Source organism: Polynucleobacter hallstattensis (genome assembly GCF_018881835.1).
GTDB lineage: Bacteria > Pseudomonadota > Gammaproteobacteria > Burkholderiales > Burkholderiaceae > Polynucleobacter > Polynucleobacter hallstattensis.
Genome location: NZ_JACVPO010000001.1, coordinates 497,194 through 517,978 on the forward strand (window position 1 = coordinate 497,194; position 20,785 = coordinate 517,978).

Genomic DNA, 20,785 nt, shown 5'->3' on the forward strand with positions numbered 1-20,785 from the left:
GCAATGCATGATGAACAAGCACCCCCTACTCAACAAAAACCTCGTACTGTTGATTCTCTGCCAAGGCTTGTTTTTAACCAATAATGTGACCTTTATCGCCATTAATGGCCTAGTTGGCCTAAGCCTGAGTCCGGCTGCCTGGATGGCTACCTTGCCTGTGATGGGCTACGTTGTGGGGGGCGCTTTCTCAACCTCAATCGTAGCCAAAACCCAAAATTACTTTGGCCGCAAGATTTCTTTTCAACTGGGTCTTCTGGTAGCGGTATTTTCAGCCCTTTTGTGCGCCTATGCAGCTGTTTCCAAAAACTTCTGGCTTCTAGTGCTCGGCACCTTTATTGCGGGCTATTACAGTGCCAATGGGCAACTCTATCGATTTGCGGCTGCTGAGCTAACTTCGGTCAGCCAGAGAGATAAAGCAGTTTCCTGGGTGCTGGCTGGTGGAATCCTTGGCGCCGTCATTGGACCCAACCTCGCATCCTGGACCAAAGATTACTTTGACACTGCTTTTTTGGGGGCTTACCTTACCCTCTCGATAGCGGGCTTGATTGGCATCGTTGTGATGCAATTCATCCATTTTCCGGAAGAGTTCAAGACGCAGCATTCGCTCTCAACCGGCAGGAGCCTTAAAACCATTCTGCAGCAACCAGTCTTTCTGGTTGCCGTGATCGGTGCCTCCCTAGGATACGGCGTCATGAATCTCCTCATGGCAGCTACCCCACTTGCCATGCAAATTTGTGGGCTCCCATTTTCGGATACAGCGATGGTTTTAGAGTGGCATGTGATTGGCATGTTCGCACCCGGGTTTTTCACTGGCTCACTCATTCAGCGCTTTGGTGCACTCAAGATCATGGGTGTTGGCGTCATTCTCAATCTTCTATGCATTGCAATCGCACTTACTGGTGTCGACTTTCACCAGTTCCTGATTGCGCTATTTTTACTCGGTGTTGGCTGGAATTTTTTATTTACCGGATCCACATCGTTGGCGATGACTGCATACCGACCTGAGGAGCGTGACAAAGCTCAGGCAGCCATTAACTTCTTTGTATTTGGCACAATGGCCTTCACTTCATTTGGCTCTGGAGCCCTCATTACCTCGCAGGGCTGGAATATCCTCAATCTAGGATCGCTACTTCCCGTTGCTGTCACCGCTGGCGCTTTACTTTGGCTTAGCGCCAATCGCAAGCAGACTAATGCCTCCCCTAGCGCCTAAGAAACTTTTGCTAAAGGGAGATTGAAGAGTAGGTTTTGCGGTTTGAGTTTGAGCTGTTTGTCATCATTCATTGCTATACCCATGTATACCGGCTTTCCAGCCTGAGATTGGGTAGCGGCTGCCTCATCAATAAAGTCCAAACGGAATAAGCAAATCACCCTCTCCAGTTCGTCAGTATCGACTGTCTCTTTGTTGTAAAGCTTATTCAGAATATCCGTAGCAGCAGCATCTAGGCCAACATGCCAAGACCATTTTGGATCGGAGATTTGCTGCATTGGAGTAATGCGCACCTGGGCACCTAAAAAGTGTTGTACCCATTTCTCGAGGACACGGCAAAAATGATTAATAGGCGGCTGACCAAAGTTCAACTGCACTGCAAAGTCATGGTCCTCGCTCTTATCCCAATAGAGCTCAGCGTTTTCCTCATGCAATACATCTAAGTCGACTGAGCGCATAGACATCGACTTACTCTTGAGCAGATCCATGATGTTGCCAGTCTCACCTGCCTGCGCATTGCGAGTCACCACCTCATCATCTGCACCCATCACCACACCATCCTCCAACACAGTGATCTTTTGAGTCCGAAAGAAGAGCTCACCCATGCGTGCATCCAAAGGATGACAATCCTCACCCAAAATATGTCGAATAAATATTTGTGCTAGTTGAGATATAAATAGCGGTGGCACATCTACGCCATCACCCTTAAACAAGCTCATGTAAAAATTTTCTAGAGAGCTAGCAGCCAATAACTTAGCTCGATACCTTAGCCAGACTTGGTAGTTAACCTGTATATCAGAATCTGCCATGTCGGTAATTTCCTCATCGGAAATCTCCGCGCGGGGGTTTGCATTTAGGCGCTGATGTAGGGCGCGCTCAACATCACAGGACTCAGGAACGAGGTTTAACTCGGGGCGTAATAAGTAAGTGCGCAGAAAATCATCGGTTACCAGCAATTGCTTGTCAGACCCCACCGTTAGGGTTTTGTACGCAGAATGAGGCCAGAAGTTTGTCATGTTAGTTTGCTCGAACAAAAAGATTACGCTCAGAATATACTAGCCCTTCAATTTCAGCCAAAGAGGAAGATAAACGTGAGCGAACTCCAAAAAATAGATACCATTGTGGGCGATGGTAAAGAAGCGACTGCTGGCAATCATGTAGACGTGCATTACACCGGCTGGTTGTTTGATGAACAGGCACCTGACCATAAAGGCCAGAAGTTTGATAGCTCCCTCGATCGCGGCCAATTATTTAGCTTTCCTTTAGGCGCTGGCCATGTCATTAAGGGCTGGGATGAAGGCGTAGAAGGCATGAAAATTGGTGGCAAGCGCACCTTAATTATTCCATCGGAGATGGGTTATGGTCCACGTGGTGCCGGCGGCGTGATTCCACCAAATGCAACATTGGTATTCGAAGTTGAGCTACATGGTGTAAATTAATTCCACTCCTGCATTAGCAAGTAATAAGGCCACTCAAGTAGATAAAATGAGTGGCCTTTATTTTTCTCAAGAAAGAGTATGCGGATCTTATGAGCGCAAATCTTTGCCGTTCAAAGTGAGTTTGTTAGGCGCCACTGGCTGACACAAACTAATCAAACGATTTCTTTCGGCGATCACCTTGTCGGTATAACCGCCATCGCTCTCTGCATTTGCAGCGCCTACATAGTATTTCAAGCCATTACGCAATGAACCGCTAGTAGCAATCAAATACTTCAAAATGTAAGCGCCTACCCGAATATTGACTTCAGGCTTCACCGCATCAGTAGCGCCGCCATACAAGGCGTACTTATCTTTATGAATCGTTGTCATCACCTGCATCAAGCCTTCAGCACCGGCATGGCTTTTAACCAGCGGATTAAAGTTGGACTCTACCGAAATCACGGCGAGTAACAGCACTGGGTCAATTTTGACTTCCTTTGCAATCAACACAGTATTAGATACATATTCCTCAATCTTGGCACGATCTAACTTGTACTTCTTCTCAAAAAAGTCAGCCACTGCACGTTGATTGTGAATAGAGACCATCAGCTTTGAATCTAGAGCCTGAGGATCAATTTTTGAGGTAGGAATGCGATCAGCCAAATGGGAAATCGGTTTTACCTGGGTATGCGCTACTGAGGGCATCAACAAGGCAACTGTTTGCTTCTTGGCACTCATCAAACTACTACCAGGGTTGGCCGATGTGTTTCCGTAAAGCACATTGGCAATTTCTTTATCCGCAGACGCCTGGGGAGTTGCCTCTTGATACTGATCCAACATGGCGAAACCACCTTGCCAAACTATATGACGGGCTTCATCTGGAACAAGGATTCGAGCTAAATCGAATGCACCCGCTTGAGTTCCGTTACCCGAGAGCCAGAGCCCGACGATCATGAAAACAGTCACAATCAATAGACCATTCATAACCCGATAAACAGGAGAAAGTGCGTGAGCCAGCAAATCCTTAGCGTGAGCCCTTGCTGGCTGCGCTAGTTGCATGTCACTCGAATTGGCAGAAAAACATTTAATCATTCGTAGTCTTGCAGCACCCCAAAAATCAACACTCTGATTTATGTTGCATTGCAATAAGTAAAAAACATTAGCCACTCTAAAAAGGTTCTTATATCAAGTCAAGAATAAAGAACCGTATTTTCATAACTTATAGGTCTTGAAATAGGGATGATCCCTGAGAGAGCCTGTAGATTTTATATTTTCTGTTTTAATTTCAATAGCTTACAGAAGTTAGTAAAGGCTTATTTCATATAATAAAAAAGGGCTCAAAATCCGACTTTTCTACTATTTTCACCCCTCGAAAGAGTTGCTTAACCCGTACATCTAGTATTTTGATGGACTAAATTTTCTACCGGTAGTGTTTTTTCACTCATGAGCTCAAGTTACGCGTTAGCCTGTTGTCATGTATTTCGCTTGAATGAAACTTCAGGAAAAAGACTTCTGTGCACTCATTAACACTAGCCTTAAAGCTAACTCAATCGCCAAATACGCGCAAAACTTTCACCCCCTAATAACGACACTCATTACACTGATATTCAATGAAATACTTGGCCAAAACCCTCTTATTAGTCTCGCTTTGGCTGCCTCTGAGTGCGTCCGCCCTCTTTGAGCAATGCCAAGATCTATTCCCATCCCAACAAATACCTAGCACTGCTCAGGTGGGTCGGGACCTCTGTTTTGATGATTTTGCGATTTATTACTCGCCTGTAGACAAAAAACCCATCTATACCGTTGAGAAGTTAAATGGCGAGCAACTCCAGGCCCCACATCCTCGCCGTACCAATCAGTTTTACGAAGAGGCCAGACTCCCAGTACATGAACGCGCCCTACTGTCAGACTATCGTGGCAGCGGATATGACCGAGGTCACAACGTGCCAGCTGGCGACATGACAAGTGAGCGGGGAATGGCGCAGTCATTCTCCCTGGCAAATATGATGCCGCAAGCTAGGCAAAACAATCAGGGCATCTGGGCAAAACGGGTTGAGGAGCCCACCAGGATGTACATCAAGCGGGTACAAGGTGATGTCTATGTCTTTACTGGTTCAGTGGGTCATGCTGGCAGTATCGGCAAAGGCAAGGTCACAATTCCGAGTCATCTCTACAAGCTGGTCTACGATCCTGCCAAAAAATTAGCTTGGGCTTATTGGGTCGATAACACGGATGATGCGCAAATGAGTCCACCGATCTCTTATGTCGAACTGATTCAGAAGACTGGGATTGACTTTCATCTGCCGGTTGAAAAGAATAGTTTGGAGTCCAAAACTATCGTGGGTGGGTGGTATCCCGTCTTTTTCGATCAGTATTCCCCTGAAAAGCTTGCGGCACTCGCTACGAATATCAAAGCGGGGAAGGTAGCCAGCGTGCAGATTCAATACGATCGCAATCTAGAGTTAGCTCAAAAGCTGGCGCAAGAAATTCAGTTGCAAAGTGCATTGCAGGCCACCCTCTCTAAAAGTAGTCCGCCAGATTCACCTAATGTGAGCTATGAACGTAATCGCGTCACAGCAATAGTGCGCACTAAATAAAGCTTTATTGCTCGCGATTGCGGGGAGCAATTCCATGGGCTCGTTGGATAGGGGCCAATAACCCGCGTAAGCCATTGTGATCCAAGGTGTGCATTAACTCCAGCAACTGCCCAAGCTCACCTTTAGGAAATCCTTCTCGCGCAAACCACGCCAAATAATTTCCAGGTAAGTCTGCGAGTGCACGGCCAGCATGCTTGCCGAAAGGCATCTTCATTGTGACTAACTTCATAAGGGCTTCTGAATCCATAGGCCTAAATCTTACAAGCTCGGGGGTGTTCCCAAGCAAAAACTCAACACTAAAGCGCACAGGGTCATTTTCTCAATTGAGAACTATTCTCATTTACTGTATATTGAGAATCATTCTCATTTAATTTTATTGACCAGCCCACTAGACCATGAAAATGACTATCAAAAGACTTGTTGCCTTTAGCATCCTATTAGCCACAGCACTGCACTTCTCATTCGCAAATGCGGGTGAAGGTGCATTTGGATGGATTTATACCCTCGATCTACAGCCCAAAGGAAAACTCGAGTTTGAGCAGCGCTTACAACTGAATAAACAACAAGCTGCCGGCACCTACGATGCCTGGACGGCGAGAACGGAGTTGGAATATGGCCTTACCAATAATTTACAAATTGCTGGCTATATCAACTCCTACTACACCAGCGCAAATCAGAATTACACCAATCCAGAAGCCTGTGGTGATAGCTCAAGTTGTACAGGGGGGTATGGGGTGCCATCTAGCCATGACCCAGCCACTTCTTACAGAAAGAGTGGAATTGAAGGTGGCTCTTTGGAGGCAATTTACCGACTAACTAATCCAGTGACATCGCCCGTTGGTGTAGGCCTCTACCTAGAGCCGACTATTGGTAGAAATAAAAATCAACTTGAAGCCCGCCTACTCTTGCAATCGAATTTCATTGATGATCGATTGATCCTGGCAGGTAACGTAGTTGCAGCAAATCAACGCTTGAAGTTTATTGAAAATGGCAACGTACCAGAATCGATGCTTGATTTTCTCGTGGGTGCTAGCTATCGATTTGCGCCCAAATGGTCCGCTGGTGTTGAGGCACGCTTCCACAATGACTACTCAGAATTGAATTTACGCAATCAAGTCCAACGAGCCACTTTTGTTGGCCCCAATATGCACTACGCCGCAAAAGACTGGTGGGTCACAGGCGCTTGGCGCTATCAACTCAAAGGCGGCACCTGTATGGGTGGCGGAGAAGCTGAATGCTCCAATGCTCGTGTTTGGGATAGCCATTCAGTGAATGAATTTATCGTCAAAGTTGGCTTTCCTTTGAACTAAAGAAACGAATATGAACTGGAAACCTAACCCCCTATTCATCATTGGTCTAACTGTAGTAACTGCACCCATCATTGCGCAGGCCAAGATTTATGTATCCGTTGAACAAGCTCAGAAGATACTGATACCCAATAAATCGCTAGTTAAAAATACGATCATCATCACTGATGAGTTGCAAGACAAAATGCGCTCAGCTTCGAGTATTCGACACCCCTTTCAAGGGGATCGAATTTGGAAGGCGGCTGACGGAAGTTGGTTCATCGTAGATGAGGTAGTCGGTAAACATGAAATGATTACTTACGCAGTAGCACTCAATTCAGCGGGCGCAGTAACCGGAATTGAGATTCTAGAATACGTTGAATCTTATGGATACGAAGTGGCGGAAGCCAACTGGCGCAAACAATTTGTCGGTAAGACGGCTGCAGACCCCATTAAGCTCAATCAAGATATTCAGAATATTGGTGGTGCTACTCTCTCCTGTAAACATCTGACTGATGGCGTTAAGCGGGTTGCGGTCTTATATGACATCGCTTTAAAAAATCAGGCCTTAAGCCTAAAAGCAAAATGATTCGTTGCAAGCCGCTTTTAGGCACCTTTGTAGAAATCAGGGTTGAAGATCAATCGCCCCCATTGAAAGCGCTAGACGAAGCTTTTTTAGCTATTGAACAAGTGCACTCTCTAATGGGTTTTCATCATCCTGATAGTGAGCTTTCCCAGATCAATGCCAGATCCTCTTTAGAGCCTGTTCGGATTCACCCCTGGACAGCTGAAGTTCTAGGGAATGCAAAAGAGGTTTGCCTCCAATCTGAAGGAGTATTTAATTGTGGAGTTGGTCATCGCCTGGTAGAAGCAGGTCTACTCCCTAAGCATTTCAATCTCAATGATTACTCATTTGGAGGCATTGAAGATCTCCAATTTATTGAACCCTTCTTGGTTCAATCATCACTACCGCTTTGCCTTGATCTTGGCGGTATTGCCAAAGGATATGCAGTAGATAAAGCCGTTGAAGCTTTACTTGCTAACGGCGTCCAAGTTGGATCAGTCAACGCGGGCGGCGATATCCGCGTATTCGGAAATCATTCCCAAGATATTCAAATTCGTAATCCGTCAAAACCGCATGAACTCATTCAGATTGGCAGCATGACAGTAGGTGCGATTGCCACTAGTAGCCTCTACTTTGCAAACCGCAATACCAGCTCAAAGAGTTTTATGGTGAATCCATTAAATCAAAAGCATATTGAGTTTTCAGATTCTTACTCGGTAGTCGCCAGTAGATGCGTCTATGCAGATGCCTTAACTAAGGTAGTGAGCATTTCTGGGAATACTCACCATCCTTGCCTGAGTTATTTTTCTGCCCAAGCAATTAGAATTCCCAACATCCAATCTCTATGAAAAATACAAATCGTCTTGGCAAGATGCCAGCATGGCAAAAATACTTTGTCCAAATCGGTATGTTAAGTTGCTCCCTCACTGGGATGACTTATTTACTTGGTCATGAATTCCATATTGGACGAGCCGTATTAGGAGCTCACTCGGTATTGGCATGGCACGGCATTGCTGCCATATTGACTTCGATAGCTCTAGGCTCAGTCTTACCCTTTCACCTGAAGGCGGGCCTGAAGTCTAAGAGGAAGCTATGGAGCGGTTTAAGTCAATTGGCTTTTTTAGCAGCCTTATTAGTATCAGGCGCTTTGTTGTACTACGGCCCTGCAGAAATTCGGGATGGGGTCATTACGACACACTGGATCATTGGCATTGCCTTCTTTGCCATCTTTTTACTACACGGCGTTTATTCCCAAAAACTACCGTCATAAATATAAATAAGTCATATTGAGTAGCTTGATCTCAATATGACTTAATTAAGATTTGGCACGCTCACTTAGAGCAAAAATTATTTCCCAATAATAAGTAGGCTGGGCAGAAACGGAAAATACCAGTTGCCATAGGAATTAGTCCGAGCCAACCCCACCAGCCTACGATACCGTTCGCTGCAAGCGCAACCAGCACAATACCTACTGAAATTCTTAAAATACGATCGATACCACCGACGTTACATTTCATCTTGAACTCCCTTTTAAAACGTTTAAATGATTGATTACTTCTTACAATAATATTTGTAGAGCAAACTCATCACTGCTACAGCAACCTCACTAGATAGGGAGTAATAAATTTGCTTTCCTTCTCTACGTGTTTTCACTAGCTTTTCTTTGCGCAGCACAGTAAGTTGCTGCGAAAGAGTTGGCTGATATAAATCCAGTGCAGCCTCTAACTCACCAACACATTTTTCTGCTTGACCGATTTCACATAAGAGCATCATGCGATCTCGGTTGGATAAGACCTTCATGAGCTTGCAGGCATCATCTGCAGCTGACTGCATCCTCTTTAACTCCACTTTAGAGATGGGCATATTCATTGTCATTCTCCGTTCAGAGTGTATTCAAAGGAATTTTTAAATAAGACACTCCATTGCTATCGGCCTCAGGAAAATGTCCAGCTCGTATATTGACCTGAATAGATGGCAAGATGAGTGTTGGCATCTCTAAAGTTTTATCTCGTGTGGTGCGCATTCGCACAAATTGCGCTTCAGTTACGCCATCATGCACATGGATATTATTTGCCCTCTCATCAGCAACAGTGGTTACTCCGCCTGCAGGTCGATTATTTGGTGGATAGTCATGGCACATATATAACTTGGTCTGACCAGGATAAGACAAAATCTTTTGAATAGATCGATAGAGCGTCTTCGCATCACCGCCTGGAAAATCACAACGGGCAGTGCCGACATCTGGCATAAATAAGGTATCACCCACAAAGATGGCATCGCCGATTTCATAAGCCATACAAGCTGGCGTATGGCCTGGTACAAAAAGCGCCTTTAAGGAGAGGTTTCCGAAAGCGAGTGATTCACCCTCTTTTAACAAGTGGTCAAATTGAGTACCGTCCGCTTTAAAGTGATCGTCTAGATTGAAGACGCCTTTAAATACCGCCTGTACATTCTTAATATGATCCCCAATAACCAACTTACCGCCAAGGTGACTTTGCAAGTATGGGGCTGCTGTTAAGTGATCTGCATGAGCATGGGTCTCTAAGATCCAACCCACTTGGAGTTGGTGTGTCTTTACAAAAGCAATCACTTCATCAGCAGACTTGGTACTAGTTCTGCCCGATTTTGGATCGTAGTTCAAGACAGAGTCAATAATGGCGCAAGGAGCTCCCTCACGCTCATAAACCACATAGGTATAGGTCCATGTTTCTGGGTCAAAAAAGTCTTTAATCAAGGGGGTGAGCTTTGTAGTCAACTGATGCTTTCGGGTGCATAAATAATATATATATTTATATACTATATTAATATAAAATAAATTGCAATGGATTACTCAACTCTCATCAGCCCCTCGCTCGGCATCCTAGTAGGCATCCTCATGGGCCTTACTGGCGCGGGCGGCGGGATCTTGTCTGTTCCGCTATTGGTTTTCTTCCTAGGCTTGACAATTGCAGAGGCAGCGCCGATTGCGCTATGTGCTGTTGCCCTAGCTTCTACTATTGGGGCTATTTTGGGCCTCAAAAACAAGATCTTGCGGTATAAAGCGGCAAGCTTTATGGCGATCTTTGGTTTAGCGCTATCTCCACTGGGACTTTGGCTTGCACCTCAGATTCCGAATGCGCCCTTACAGATCCTCTTTAGTTTGATCTTGTTATATGTGGCTATTCGCTTGTTGAGTCAGGCCCGTAATCAGATTAAGGGCATTCCAGAGGAAAATAGAAAGCCTCCGCCCTGCCTCATCAACCCTACAATTGGGAAACTCCAATGGACACTGCCTTGTGCTCGCGCCCTCATGCTCGCCGGTAGTATTGCAGGCTTTCTATCTGGTCTACTTGGCGTTGGCGGTGGCTTCATTATCGTACCCGCACTAAAGCGCTATACCGACCTACCCATCAAATCAATCGTTGCTACCTCACTGGGAGTGCTCGCCATCATCACTGGTGGCGGAGCAATATTCTCAGCAGTTAGCGGTAGTTTAAATATCTTCGTTGCTGCGCCTTTTGCGCTTGCTGCCTTAGGCGGACTATTAATTGGACAGCTACTAGGTAAAAAATTAAGTGGCCCGCATACTCAACTCATTTTCTCGGTCTTCACTTTAGTGATTGCAGTGAGCTTACTAATTAAAGGCGCACTAACTTTGAATCTGTGAGGCTATCTTACTTATTCAAAACTAGAAAAGTAGAGGATTGGTTTACTCTCCAATAGAAAAAGCCCTCTTTCGAGGGCTTTTGACAAACACATTGACACTCAATCTTAGTGGCTGCTAGCACCACCTAAGTAAGCCGCTTTCACAGCAGGATCATGCATTAACTTATCTGCTGGTCCATGAGTTGCAATCTTACCGTTCTCAAGCACATATCCATAATCAGCAACATTTAGGGCTGCGGCAGCAAACTGCTCCACCAATAGCATCGTGACACCTTGTGATTTGAGATTAGAAATAATTCTGAAAACTTCCTCAACCAAAATCGGTGCCAAGCCCATTGAAGGCTCATCCAAGAGAATGATCTCTGGATTGAGCATCACAGCACGGGCCATCGCCAACATCTGTTGCTCACCACCCGACAATGTTCCCGCCAACTGATTGCGACGCTCTTTTAAGCGTGGGAACATTTCGAGGGATCTCTCCAGATCGCTCTTAATGTCGCCTTTTGGACGGCTACCAGTAAAACGTGGGAATGCACCTAACAGGAGGTTGTCATTCACAGACATCGTCGTAAATACACGACGACCTTCTGGGCTATGCGCTAAACCAAGACGAGCAATTTTATGAGAGTCGTAACCATCAATTTTTTCGCCACCTAGAGTGACTTCACCACTGGTAGGCTTAATCATGCCGGTGATAGCGCGCATCGTCGTTGTTTTGCCAGCGCCGTTAGAGCCAATCAAAGTAATAACTTGTCCTTTGGGAACATCAATATTGATGCCGTGCAGAACTTTTACTTTGCCATAGCCTGCTTCAAGATTCTTAATAGATAACATGGTATTTACCGATTCAATATGGTTCTAGTGATTAAGTACCCAAGTAGGCATGAATCACCTTCTCGTCTGCCTGAACTTCAGCTGGTTTACCTTCTGCCATAAAAGTCGTTTTAAAAAAACTTACGACTTTGTTCTCGTAATGTGGGCCAGAAAAGATTGACGACCAAACCGGCAATGACCAAGCTTGCAGCCTCGACTTTCCAGGTTGGTAAAGCCTCTCCCAAAAAGAAGGCAGATGCGCCCATACCAAAGATAGGTACTAGCAAGGGTGCGGGAGCCACCACAGCCGCTGGATGCTTCGAGAGGAGCCAGCCCCAGGCTGCATACCCAAATAGGGTGTTAGCCCAAGACTGCCAGAGCACCCCAATCCAAGCTCCCATGGGAGCCGCCAGGGTGACTTCCCATAAATGACTGACGCCACCCTCAAAAATGAGTGAAACAAGCAGTAAAGGAGGTATTGAGAATGCGCTTGCCCATACAACGTAAGACAGCATGTTGATGGCACCTGCCATACGGCTCACTGTATTGGCAACTCCCCAGGAGAGGCCAGCAAAGACCACCAAGGCTAAACCTAAGAAAGTTGTCGTGGCATCTGTGTGCAGCACAATAATTCCTAGGCCAATCATGGCAATGGCAACGGCTACCGCTTGATAAGGCTGGAGCCCCTCTTTTGCAAAGAGCATTGCAAATCCAATCGTAAAGAACACTTGTGTCTGAACTACCAATGAAGCCAGTCCTGGAGAAATTTGACTATTTACTGCGAAATACATCACTCCAAACTGACCTACTCCGGTAGCTAAACCATAAATGCACAAATTAACCCCAGATACTTTGGGTCTGCGCAATAAAAATACAAAGGGTAACAAAACGAAGATGTAGCGCAATGCAGCAAAGTAAAACGGCGGGAAAGACGCCAAACTATTTTTAATCACCACAAAGTTAGTGCCCCACACTGCCACAATTGCTAAGGCCAGCAGTAAATGACTGACAGGCAATTGATTCTGTGGCTGATGATCGCGCAGGGCTTGCGAACTATTCACCAGCAAGTAATTCTGCAGCGCGTTGCGCAATCATCATCGTAGGTGCCGCAGTATTGCCAGAAGTAATCGTTGGCATCGCAGATGCATCCACCACTCTCAGATGATGAATACCCCGAACTCGTAATTGAGTATCCAGCACTGCCATCGGATCATCATCGCGCCCCATCTTGCAGGTGCCTACTGGATGGAAAATCGTCGTACCAATATCACCAGCAGCTTTGATGAGCTCCTCGTCAGTTTGATACTGCTTGCCTGGCTTGTATTCATATGGCGTGTACGGTTTGAGCGCAGGACTCTCCACAATCTTGCGTGTGAGACGCAATGAGTCGGCAGCAACTTTACGATCTTCATCAGTCGATAAATAATTTGGCGCAATCACTGGAGGCGCTTCTGGATCAATCGAGCCGATGTGGACACTGCCGCGAGATGTTGGTCGCAAGTTACAAACGCTCGCAGTAATCGCATTAAAAGAATGTAAATCTTCGCCGAACTTTTCTAGTGATAACGGTTGAACGTGATACTCCAAATTAGCAGAAGGCTGATCTGTTGAGCTGTATGCAAAAGCACCCAACTGAGAAGGGGCCATCGACATCGGACCAGAGCGCTTCAAAACGTACTCCATGCCAATTAACAGCTTGCCAAGCAAAGAGTTCGCTTTGGTATTGAGAGTCTTAATGCCATTGACTTTGTAGATCATGCGCAATTGCAAATGGTCTTGTAAGTTTTCACCTACGCCCGGCAAATCGGCGATGACAGGGATGCCCAGTTTGTTTAGATGCGTAGCTGATCCAATACCCGAGCGCTCTAGAACCTGCACGCTACCAATGGCGCCTGCACTCAAAATCACCTCGCCTTGATTGGCGGTACCGGAAGCAGCGCAATGCACATCGATGGTTTTGCCATCTTTAATATATTGAACGCCGTAGCAATTTTTAGAGCTTGGATCAATCAATAATTTATTGACCATCGCTTCAGTAACTATAGTGAGGTTGGATCGCTTGGCAGCATCACGCAAAAATGCTTTGGAAGTATTGAGACGCCAACCCTTACGCTGACTCACATCAAAGTAACCAACTCCAAAGTTATCGCCTTGGTTAAAGTCATCTGATGCTGGGATGCCTGCTTGAACTGCAGCCTCTCTAAAAACATCCATGATGGGCCAACGCAAACGCTGCTTAGATACAGTCCACTCTCCGCCTTTGCCATGCCACTGATTGGCAGCACCGTAATAATCCTCAAATGACTTGTATCGACGCAATGCGTTTTGCCAAGACCAAGATTCATCACCGGTTGCCTGAACCCAAGATGCGTAATCGCCTTCTTGGCCGCGCATATAGATCATGCCGTTGATAGATGAACAACCGCCCAATACTCTGCCCCGCGGATAGAGAAGTGAGCGTCCGTTTAGACCTTTTTCAGCGGTAGTCTTAAAACGCCAATCGGCCCTTGGGTTGTCGATGCAATATAAGTAGCCAACTGGCACATGGATCCAGATGTAGTTGTCGTTCTTGCCAGCCTCAATCAAAAGCACCCGTTTAGCGGGATTTTCAGTCAAGCGCTTGGCCAGCATGCAACCTGCGCTGCCTGCGCCGATGATGATGTAGTCGTAGGTGTTTTGATGACTTGTTGTACTCATGTCTCTACTTTTATTGATACCTATTTTTAAACTCTATTATTTACTAATTCTCCCAATATGAAGAAATTAGGTGATTCAGCTAGAAACGGCAAATACCCGTCTAAAATACGCCTATGCATCTCAATGAAAAGAACCGCACCCCCAAGAAAGAAGATCTTGATGAGGGCCCAAGCAAATCTGAGCTAAAGCGGCTGATGACCGAGCGCCAAAAGCTGGCTGAAGTTCTAGCAGCGCTTAGTAGCGATGCCCTGAAGACCATACCAATGGATGAGGCTATAAAGGCCTCTATTGCGGAAACTAACAAAATTAAGAGTTTTGAGGCGATCCGTCGTCATAAGCAATACCTTGGCAAACTCATGCGCTTTTTGGATGAAGAAGAATTGGATGCCATTCAGAAACGTTTGGATGCCATCCAAGGGGTTAGCAAGGCAGAGACTGCAAAGCTGCATCATCTAGAGTCTTATCGCGATCGCCTAATCGCAAATGATGAAACCTTTACGAAAATGATTGAGCAATATCCTGATATGGATATTCAGAATATGCGCACCCTCATCCGTAATGCGCGCAAGGAAAAAGAAACCAATAAACCCCCTAAGGCTTATCGAGAGATCTTCCGCGTTCTCAAGGATATGGGAATTTAAGGTATCGCTTAAATCTTCAACTTCGCCGAGGGAATCTCCACCAAGCGATACATATAGTTAGCAGCAATAGCGCTACACACCACAACCCCCAGCATTAAGCCTATTGCAATCAGCCCACTCTCGTGAGAGTGAATTCCAGAAGCAATATAAAGCGTGTTCGCCAACAAGATAAATGCAAAGTGAATTAAGAAAGCGCAATAAGATCGCGGGCTCGCCCATGCAATCGCTCGCAGTACCGATACTCTCAATCCATGAGTTACAGAACCTGCACCAGGATAAGCAGTATTGCCCCATACCAATAACGCAATAGCCACAAACCAAGCCAAGAAGTTACGTAACCAAACTTGTTGAAGAGTGGAAACTGCAATAATCACCCCAATTGCGATGAGTACAAACTTAGCTAAGCCTTGGATCTTCTTGTCTATAAAGTTCTTAGCCAGATAAGCCAATACACCAAGGCTGTATGAGCCAATAAAGTAAATGAAGTAGGCCTCATATTGATTGGAGCGATTGAAGTACAGCAAAGAAGCGGTCGCAATGATGCTGATGAACCAAATCAAAGCCTGATAAGAAGAAAAGCTAATCAGCAATACCGCCAGTACTGAATATAGCTGCCAATCAATCGCTACATACCAGACACCAGCAGAGATCGAATCTAAACCTAAAATACCTTGTAAGAAAAACAAGTGAGCTAAAAATTGCCCTAATGTTTCTTGCTCGCCAACGAACTCATCATTAACCCAGAAGCGTGCAATCCAGGCACAGAGAATTGTAAAAACTAAGGCGGCTATATAGGGAGCAAACAAACGCAAATAGCGATTGATGATGACTCGTAATAAATTTTGGCTACTGAATTTTGCATTCGCAAATCGTGTCAGAGATTGGGTTGCGAGGTAACCTGCCATGACTAAGAAGATCTGTACTGCATAGCGACCGTACTCAAATAAGAAGTTCATCACGCCTGGCAAGAATGCTCGCGCATCTTCTGCAATCTGGCCATAGCTAGATAGGTGATGCAGGATGATAACTAGAGCAGCAAAGACCTTCAGCAGATCTATCAGAAAGAGTGGGGAGGCTTGCTTCAAGAATCGTTAGCGCTATTTGGATTTAGTCTTGCCCATTAAAGATGCCAGCATGGGATTACTACTAGCAAGCTCTTTCTTAGTTTTTGCAATACCTTCTGCCGTACCTGGCTTTGGTGTCTTTGCAGCATTTTTCATGCGCTGAGCAGTGGTCAGGGCAAGGTTTTTATAGAGATCTGTTTTTTTCATTGACATAGCGCTTTAATGTTTCAATACATTCCTACAAAGTGTTATCGACTGAATCAATAAAGTCACGAATGCTGCGATTAAATGCTTCTGGCTGCTCAATATTAGACAAATGCGCGGCATCTTCCAATATGACAAACTTGGATCCATCAATCATGCGATTAAGCACAATGGCTTGATCCACTGTACAGGCTGGATCCTGACGCCCTGTCAGAATCAGCGTTGGGGCCTTAATTTTTAAGAGCATGGTGGTTTGCGCCATATCTCTTACTGCACTAGCGCATCCCAGATAACCCTCAACTCCCGTACCTAAAATCATCTCGCGCACCTTGGCAATATCTTGAGGAGCCCGCGCAATAAATGGGGCGGTAAACCATCGTTTAATAGTGCCATCTACCAAACCAGCAGTTCCTTCTTTTCGAGCAATCTCAAAACGCTCTTCCCACAAACTACGTGGCGGCATTTCACTAGCTGTGTCACAAAGGGAGAGAGAATAAACACGCTCCGGAAAACGGGCACCTAGTTGCTGACCAATCATGCCGCCCATTGAGAGTCCAATGAAATGCACCTTATCAATTTTTAGCGCATCCAATAAGGCAACCGCATCATCAGCTAATTGAGGGATGCTATAGGGCGCCGGAGTTGTTTCAGAGCCGCCGTGCCCTCGCTTATCAAAGCGCAGCACTCGATAACGATCGCTTAATGCGGGTACATTCCAATCCCACATACTGCAATCTGACATTAGACTATTCGCCATCATCACCACATGACCATCGCTAGGACCATCAAAACGATAGGCAATACCAATTCCATTCACCTTAATGATCTGTTTTTCTAGTTTTTGGCTCATTTTTATGTACTTTCTGGCTAGCTCGGCAATTTTTAAATATCCCGTCTTAATCATGGAGATCTTGAAAGGAGCATGGTAGATTATCCAACGAAACAATAAAAATACTAAGGAGACATGATGCAAAAGATATTGCAATCCCCTCGCTCGCTAAAGCGCAACTTGATGGTGAGCTTATTCATTGGCTTAGGACTTGGCCTCAACCTCATTTCCACGGCGGCCAGCGCACAAAACTACCCCAACCGAACAGTCAAGATGATTGTGCCTTTGACCGCTGGATCTGGCGCAGATATCGCCGGCAGAATCGTTGCCAAGAGCCTGGCTGAAACCTGGAAACAATCCGTCATTATTGAAAATCGTCCTGGTGCTGGTGGCTTAATAGGTACTGGTGCCGTGGTTGGCGCTGAGCCTGATGGCTACACTCTTCTGGTGCAATCTGCTTCATACGCAGCTAATCCTGCAATCTATAAAAAACTACCTTACGACCCACTAAAGAGTCTAGTTGATGTCGATATCCTTGGACAAACTCCTTACGTCTTAATCACGTCTGCAGAGGGTCCATACCAATCCATCAGAGATTTAGTGATCGCGGCAAAATCTAAGCCCGGTGAAATTACTTTTGCATCGGCAGGCGTTGGTAGCTCAACCCACCTTGCAGCCGAGTACTTTAATCAAATGATGGGTATCAAGCTCATACATGTTCCTTACAAAGGATCTCCAGAAGCTATTTCAGACACGATGGCTGGGCGCACCGCTTTTTACATGGCACCACTTGATACCGCTATCGGACAACTCAAGGGCGGCAAAGTAAGAGCACTTGGGGTTACTAGCAAAGCACGTAATGCCGCCGTTCCAGATATCCCAAGCATTGCCGAGTTGGGTTACTCCAACTTTGAAATTGGTCTGTGGTTTGGTGTATGGGCACCTGCTGGTGTGCCAGCAGCGATTGTGAAAAAGATTAATCAAGACATCAATTTGGCGATGCAAACTCCTGAGGTGAAAGCCGCTTATGAAGCCAAAGGAATTAAAGCAACACCAATGAGCCCACAAGAATTTGCTAAGTTTGTGCGCGAAGAAATGGCGAAGTATCAAAAGATTGCTAAAGATGCCAATATCGAACCTCAGTAATCTATCCGCATCAAATTGAACTCAACTCAAGCTGCACCACTCTGCCAAGCCCCAGATCCAGAAATTCGATCACCCAAGATTCAATTTCCCTCTGGGGCGGTAGATTGCCATGCCCATGTTTGTGGGCCAGCCTTGGAATTTCCTTATGCTGATGAGCGCATCTACACTCCTCCTGATGCCACACTGACTCAATACGAATCTCTATTGAATATGTTGGGTGTTGATCGCGCCGTCTTAGTTCAGCCCAGCGTATATGGCACTGATAACCGAGCCATGCTTGCAGCGCTCTCTGCGAACCCCAACAAATTTCGTGGGGTTGCAGTCATAGACAGCAATATTACTGATGCTGAACTGAAGAAGCTTCATCAGGCTGGCGTGCGAGGCATTCGTTGTAATGTGGTTGATGTTGCTGATAAATCGAAGGGTTTACCGATTGACGAATTAACTGCAATCGCCGAACGTATCCAACCATTTGGCTGGCGTTTAGAATTACTAGCTCACGTCAATGAGTATCCCGATCTTGCTAAAACATTTGCAGATTTTCCAGTGGACTTAGTATTTGGTCACTTTGGTTACTCCCACGCAAAACATGGCATTAATGACAAAGGTTTTCAGGGTCTACTAGAGCTTCTGAAAAATAACAAAGCTTGGGTCAAGATGACTGGACCTTATCGCATTTGTGATGGGGACTTTCCCTATGCAGATATGCGAGCATTTAATGATGAAGTGATTAAGGCTAACAGCGAGCGATTGATCTGGGGTAGTGACTGGCCTCATGTGATGGTCAAAAAGCAAATGCCGCATGATGCCGACCTATGTGATCTGTTTGGCTCTTGGGTGTCGGATCCAGGACTTAGAAAAGCCATCCTGTCCGATAATCCCTGTATGCTATATGACTTCCCTGCCTTTACTGGCAACTACTAGAAACAAATCAGCAATTCGCAAGAAAGAATACAAGCTCCATGGATAACACGTTTACTATTATTTTCGGCATTGTTGCCATGCTACTTCCACTAGTAGTAGGTCGCCTAGTCTGGAAGCGTTTTGACCAATACTTCGGTCGCAACGATGAAGCTTACATGGATACTCTCGAATACTTTCTTAAAAAGATTGGCTTCACTATTTTGGTTGCCTTTATCCTCTTATGGATTGGCATCAGCCTAGTATTCAGTGGACAGTCCTAATTACCAGTATTCGTAAAAAACCAGGAAACCCCTGCCATCATGAATGATCAACTCCTCAACATCCTCAAGAAAGCCAAACTCAACTTTGCCGTACTGGCCAGCATTCTGGTGCTCGCAGTTGTTGGCAAGCTGACTAATCCGGAGTTCACCAACGGGATATTTTTAATGGCAGATCAACTGGTTTCTGAACTGGTTCTATTGTTTGTTGCTATTACCTTGGGTGCATTTATTCCGAACTTCAAGCTAGTGGTATTTGGCGCAATCGCTGCCTTTATTGCTGCCGTCATTGCCATTCAAACCGGTGTATTTACTTACCTGACAACCGACTACCTTTTTGCTGTTCTGATTGTTGTTCTAGGCTTTGCATCGATTGCCAACCTCTATCGGCACTATCGAGAATTTAGCCTTAAATAAAATATCAACCCAGAAGACCGTCAGAATATTGTTTTGCAATTTTTTGACAAAGCACTTTATAAGTAAGGTCTTGCAATACTTTTTCCCTGCCAAAGCTCCGGATTTGATCTACCTCTACCTGTCCTGCAAGCACAGATTGAATGAGCGCAGGAACATCTTCCGAATGCCCATAAACAAGTAAATCTGCCTGATCTTTAAAGTGTCTGAATAAGTCTTTTGGCGCGTCAGTCAACACCAAAGCACCACTTGCTAATGCATCAAATACCCTTGTATCAAGACCCGTAGTGGATTTATTTAATCTTTGCGTGGCCAGCACGATCTTGGATCTACCAATGACCTCGTTTAGATCGGCACTAACAATTTCCCTGCCCCGAAGGATGCGTTTTAAATCCTTTTGTGAAAACAGGGTGCATTTTTTTGTCCAGTCACTTCCAAAGAGTGCAATATTGTGAGTTGCTTGATAAGCTGCAAATAAGACTTCTTCACGCCAAGGACTCCAAGCCCCATAGAAGAGAACATCAATGTCTTTTGCTATTTCAGGGATGGGATAAAAATCTGACGTGGAGGCTACGTGAGATTGATACTCCGAGCGAATCTGGAGATTATTTAACATCTCTACAATTTCACTATCGTATGAGAGATAGAGATCAAAAAGTCTTGCATACCGAATCAGTGTTTCGATATTTGGATTAGGCTCTACCCACCATCCAATTTTAGGAATATGGGTTTGCTTCAGAACGCTTTCCCCAAATTTATGGCCGTGTATACAGAAGATTAAGTCTGGCTTAAATTGCTGAATACGATCCGCAAATTTATACTCTCTGTACTTCTCAAAAGAAAATTGTGACCACCCAAATAAATCGGTATCTTTAGATATGAGTCCAAGACTCTTTGCTAATTTATTAATCTTTTTAAAAACGTATCTGTGTAACCAATGTCCTGAATTATTGGTGGCATAGACATCCACCTCGATACCCAGCACTTTAAACTCTTTTTCCAAATAATCTAGGATTAAGAAATTATCAACAAAGGTAATCAGAATTTTTTTTAATTGCATTTTTTAATTAATCCAGAC

At 45.2% G+C, this 20,785-nt stretch carries 27 protein-coding genes; 13 read left to right on the forward strand and 14 right to left on the reverse strand.

What is annotated here, in order from left to right; genetic code table 11:
• The first annotated feature begins 10 nt into the window (after positions 1-10).
• Positions 11-1,210, forward strand: a complete 1,200-nt coding sequence (locus ICN26_RS02575; RefSeq protein ID WP_216266636.1) for an MFS transporter — start codon at positions 11-13, stop codon at positions 1,208-1,210.
• On the opposite strand, the gene ICN26_RS02580 is transcribed toward ICN26_RS02575, so the two are convergent.
• Positions 1,207-2,223 carry a DUF6352 family protein gene (locus ICN26_RS02580; RefSeq protein WP_216266638.1) on the reverse strand — a complete coding sequence of 339 codons (1,017 nt, stop codon included), beginning with the start codon at positions 2,221-2,223 and terminating at the stop codon, positions 1,207-1,209. The two genes, ICN26_RS02575 and ICN26_RS02580, sit on opposite strands and share 4 nt — an antisense overlap.
• 75 nt (positions 2,224-2,298) lie before the next feature.
• On the opposite strand from ICN26_RS02580, the gene ICN26_RS02585 reads away from it, so the two are divergent.
• Positions 2,299-2,646: an FKBP-type peptidyl-prolyl cis-trans isomerase gene (locus ICN26_RS02585; protein ID WP_216266640.1), complete on the forward strand. Its 348-nt coding sequence runs from the start codon at positions 2,299-2,301 to the stop codon at positions 2,644-2,646.
• Between the two features lie 87 nt (positions 2,647-2,733).
• On the opposite strand, the gene ICN26_RS02590 is transcribed toward ICN26_RS02585, so the two are convergent.
• Entirely contained in the window at positions 2,734-3,684 is a 951-nt protein-coding gene (locus tag ICN26_RS02590; protein WP_255534348.1) for a transglycosylase SLT domain-containing protein, read from the reverse strand.
• A gap of 551 nt (positions 3,685-4,235) precedes the next feature.
• On the opposite strand from ICN26_RS02590, the gene ICN26_RS02595 reads away from it, so the two are divergent.
• A complete protein-coding gene (locus ICN26_RS02595; RefSeq protein ID WP_216266643.1) occupies positions 4,236-5,222 on the forward strand; it encodes a DNA/RNA non-specific endonuclease in 987 nt (328 codons plus the stop codon).
• A 4-nt stretch (positions 5,223-5,226) separates the two neighbouring features.
• Here the strand turns inward: ICN26_RS02595 and ICN26_RS02600 are convergent, their stop codons facing one another.
• Positions 5,227-5,469 carry a DUF3820 family protein gene (locus tag ICN26_RS02600; RefSeq protein WP_216266645.1) on the reverse strand — a complete coding sequence of 81 codons (243 nt, stop codon included), beginning with the start codon at positions 5,467-5,469 and terminating at the stop codon, positions 5,227-5,229.
• A 154-nt stretch (positions 5,470-5,623) separates the two neighbouring features.
• Here ICN26_RS02600 and ICN26_RS02605 point away from each other — a divergent pair, with 154 nt between their 5' ends.
• Genes ICN26_RS02605 through ICN26_RS02620 form a run of 4 tightly spaced genes read left to right on the forward strand, consistent with a single transcriptional unit; the run spans position 5,624 to position 8,343 of the window.
• Positions 5,624-6,532 carry a DUF6662 family protein gene (locus tag ICN26_RS02605; RefSeq protein ID WP_255534349.1) on the forward strand — a complete coding sequence of 303 codons (909 nt, stop codon included), beginning with the start codon at positions 5,624-5,626 and terminating at the stop codon, positions 6,530-6,532.
• A gap of 10 nt (positions 6,533-6,542) precedes the next feature.
• Entirely contained in the window at positions 6,543-7,097 is a 555-nt protein-coding gene (locus ICN26_RS02610; RefSeq protein ID WP_216266649.1) for an FMN-binding protein, read from the forward strand.
• Complete coding sequence (locus tag ICN26_RS02615; protein ID WP_216266651.1) at positions 7,094-7,921, forward strand: FAD:protein FMN transferase; 828 nt, start codon at positions 7,094-7,096, stop codon at positions 7,919-7,921. The genes ICN26_RS02610 and ICN26_RS02615 overlap by 4 nt, the downstream gene beginning before the upstream one ends.
• Positions 7,918-8,343: a hypothetical protein gene (locus tag ICN26_RS02620; RefSeq protein ID WP_216266653.1), complete on the forward strand. Its 426-nt coding sequence runs from the start codon at positions 7,918-7,920 to the stop codon at positions 8,341-8,343. The genes ICN26_RS02615 and ICN26_RS02620 overlap by 4 nt, the downstream gene beginning before the upstream one ends.
• Positions 8,344-8,404: 61 nt before the next feature.
• Here ICN26_RS02620 and ICN26_RS02625 read toward each other — a convergent pair whose 3' ends face one another.
• From ICN26_RS02625 to ICN26_RS02635, 3 genes are read right to left on the reverse strand one after another with little or no spacing between them, the layout of a single operon-like run.
• Positions 8,405-8,590, reverse strand: a complete 186-nt coding sequence (locus ICN26_RS02625) for a YgaP family membrane protein (RefSeq protein WP_215305896.1) — start codon at positions 8,588-8,590, stop codon at positions 8,405-8,407.
• Positions 8,591-8,624: 34 nt separating this feature from the next.
• Positions 8,625-8,936: an ArsR/SmtB family transcription factor gene (locus ICN26_RS02630; protein ID WP_216267624.1), complete on the reverse strand. Its 312-nt coding sequence runs from the start codon at positions 8,934-8,936 to the stop codon at positions 8,625-8,627.
• 19 nt (positions 8,937-8,955) lie between these two features.
• Positions 8,956-9,828, reverse strand: a complete 873-nt coding sequence (locus ICN26_RS02635; protein ID WP_216266655.1) for an MBL fold metallo-hydrolase — start codon at positions 9,826-9,828, stop codon at positions 8,956-8,958.
• Between the two features lie 66 nt (positions 9,829-9,894).
• Here ICN26_RS02635 and ICN26_RS02640 point away from each other — a divergent pair, with 66 nt between their 5' ends.
• The gene (locus ICN26_RS02640; RefSeq protein ID WP_216266657.1) at positions 9,895-10,719 is read left to right on the forward strand and encodes a sulfite exporter TauE/SafE family protein; all 825 of its coding nucleotides are present in this window, start codon (positions 9,895-9,897) and stop codon (positions 10,717-10,719) included.
• Between the two features lie 104 nt (positions 10,720-10,823).
• Here ICN26_RS02640 and ICN26_RS02645 read toward each other — a convergent pair whose 3' ends face one another.
• The 4 genes from ICN26_RS02645 to ICN26_RS02660 are packed head-to-tail and all read right to left on the reverse strand — an operon-like array spanning position 10,824 to position 14,228.
• Positions 10,824-11,552 carry an ABC transporter ATP-binding protein gene (locus tag ICN26_RS02645; protein ID WP_216266659.1) on the reverse strand — a complete coding sequence of 243 codons (729 nt, stop codon included), beginning with the start codon at positions 11,550-11,552 and terminating at the stop codon, positions 10,824-10,826.
• 31 nt (positions 11,553-11,583) lie between these two features.
• On the reverse strand, positions 11,584-11,652 hold the full coding sequence (locus ICN26_RS11065; RefSeq protein ID WP_369411798.1) for an ABC transporter ATP-binding protein C-terminal domain-containing protein: 69 nt from the start codon (positions 11,650-11,652) through the stop codon (positions 11,584-11,586).
• 10 nt (positions 11,653-11,662) lie between these two features.
• Positions 11,663-12,547, reverse strand: a complete 885-nt coding sequence (locus tag ICN26_RS02655; protein ID WP_216267625.1) for an EamA family transporter — start codon at positions 12,545-12,547, stop codon at positions 11,663-11,665.
• Between the two features lie 37 nt (positions 12,548-12,584).
• Complete coding sequence (locus ICN26_RS02660) at positions 12,585-14,228, reverse strand: GMC family oxidoreductase (RefSeq protein ID WP_216266663.1); 1,644 nt, start codon at positions 14,226-14,228, stop codon at positions 12,585-12,587.
• A gap of 113 nt (positions 14,229-14,341) precedes the next feature.
• On the opposite strand from ICN26_RS02660, the gene yjgA reads away from it, so the two are divergent.
• A complete protein-coding gene (yjgA, locus tag ICN26_RS02665) occupies positions 14,342-14,869 on the forward strand; it encodes a ribosome biogenesis factor YjgA (protein ID WP_216266665.1) in 528 nt (175 codons plus the stop codon).
• Between the two features lie 8 nt (positions 14,870-14,877).
• Here yjgA and ICN26_RS02670 read toward each other — a convergent pair whose 3' ends face one another.
• Genes ICN26_RS02670 through pcaD form a run of 3 tightly spaced genes read right to left on the reverse strand, consistent with a single transcriptional unit; the run spans position 14,878 to position 16,987 of the window.
• Entirely contained in the window at positions 14,878-15,954 is a 1,077-nt protein-coding gene (locus tag ICN26_RS02670) for an acyltransferase family protein (RefSeq protein WP_216266667.1), read from the reverse strand.
• A gap of 12 nt (positions 15,955-15,966) precedes the next feature.
• Positions 15,967-16,140 carry a hypothetical protein gene (locus tag ICN26_RS02675; RefSeq protein ID WP_156156250.1) on the reverse strand — a complete coding sequence of 58 codons (174 nt, stop codon included), beginning with the start codon at positions 16,138-16,140 and terminating at the stop codon, positions 15,967-15,969.
• A gap of 31 nt (positions 16,141-16,171) precedes the next feature.
• Positions 16,172-16,987, reverse strand: a complete 816-nt coding sequence (gene pcaD / locus ICN26_RS02680; protein WP_216266669.1) for a 3-oxoadipate enol-lactonase — start codon at positions 16,985-16,987, stop codon at positions 16,172-16,174.
• 117 nt (positions 16,988-17,104) lie between these two features.
• Here pcaD and ICN26_RS02685 point away from each other — a divergent pair, with 117 nt between their 5' ends.
• From ICN26_RS02685 to ICN26_RS02700, 4 genes are read left to right on the forward strand one after another with little or no spacing between them, the layout of a single operon-like run.
• Complete coding sequence (locus ICN26_RS02685) at positions 17,105-18,112, forward strand: Bug family tripartite tricarboxylate transporter substrate binding protein (protein WP_216266671.1); 1,008 nt, start codon at positions 17,105-17,107, stop codon at positions 18,110-18,112.
• 15 nt (positions 18,113-18,127) lie between these two features.
• Positions 18,128-19,036, forward strand: a complete 909-nt coding sequence (locus ICN26_RS02690; RefSeq protein WP_216266673.1) for an amidohydrolase family protein — start codon at positions 18,128-18,130, stop codon at positions 19,034-19,036.
• A 38-nt stretch (positions 19,037-19,074) separates the two neighbouring features.
• Positions 19,075-19,296: a hypothetical protein gene (locus ICN26_RS02695; protein WP_216266677.1), complete on the forward strand. Its 222-nt coding sequence runs from the start codon at positions 19,075-19,077 to the stop codon at positions 19,294-19,296.
• A 39-nt stretch (positions 19,297-19,335) separates the two neighbouring features.
• Complete coding sequence (locus tag ICN26_RS02700; protein WP_216266678.1) at positions 19,336-19,710, forward strand: hypothetical protein; 375 nt, start codon at positions 19,336-19,338, stop codon at positions 19,708-19,710.
• A gap of 4 nt (positions 19,711-19,714) precedes the next feature.
• Here the strand turns inward: ICN26_RS02700 and ICN26_RS02705 are convergent, their stop codons facing one another.
• On the reverse strand, positions 19,715-20,767 hold the full coding sequence (locus ICN26_RS02705) for a CgeB family protein (protein ID WP_216266680.1): 1,053 nt from the start codon (positions 20,765-20,767) through the stop codon (positions 19,715-19,717).
• Positions 20,768-20,785 lie beyond the last annotated feature (18 nt).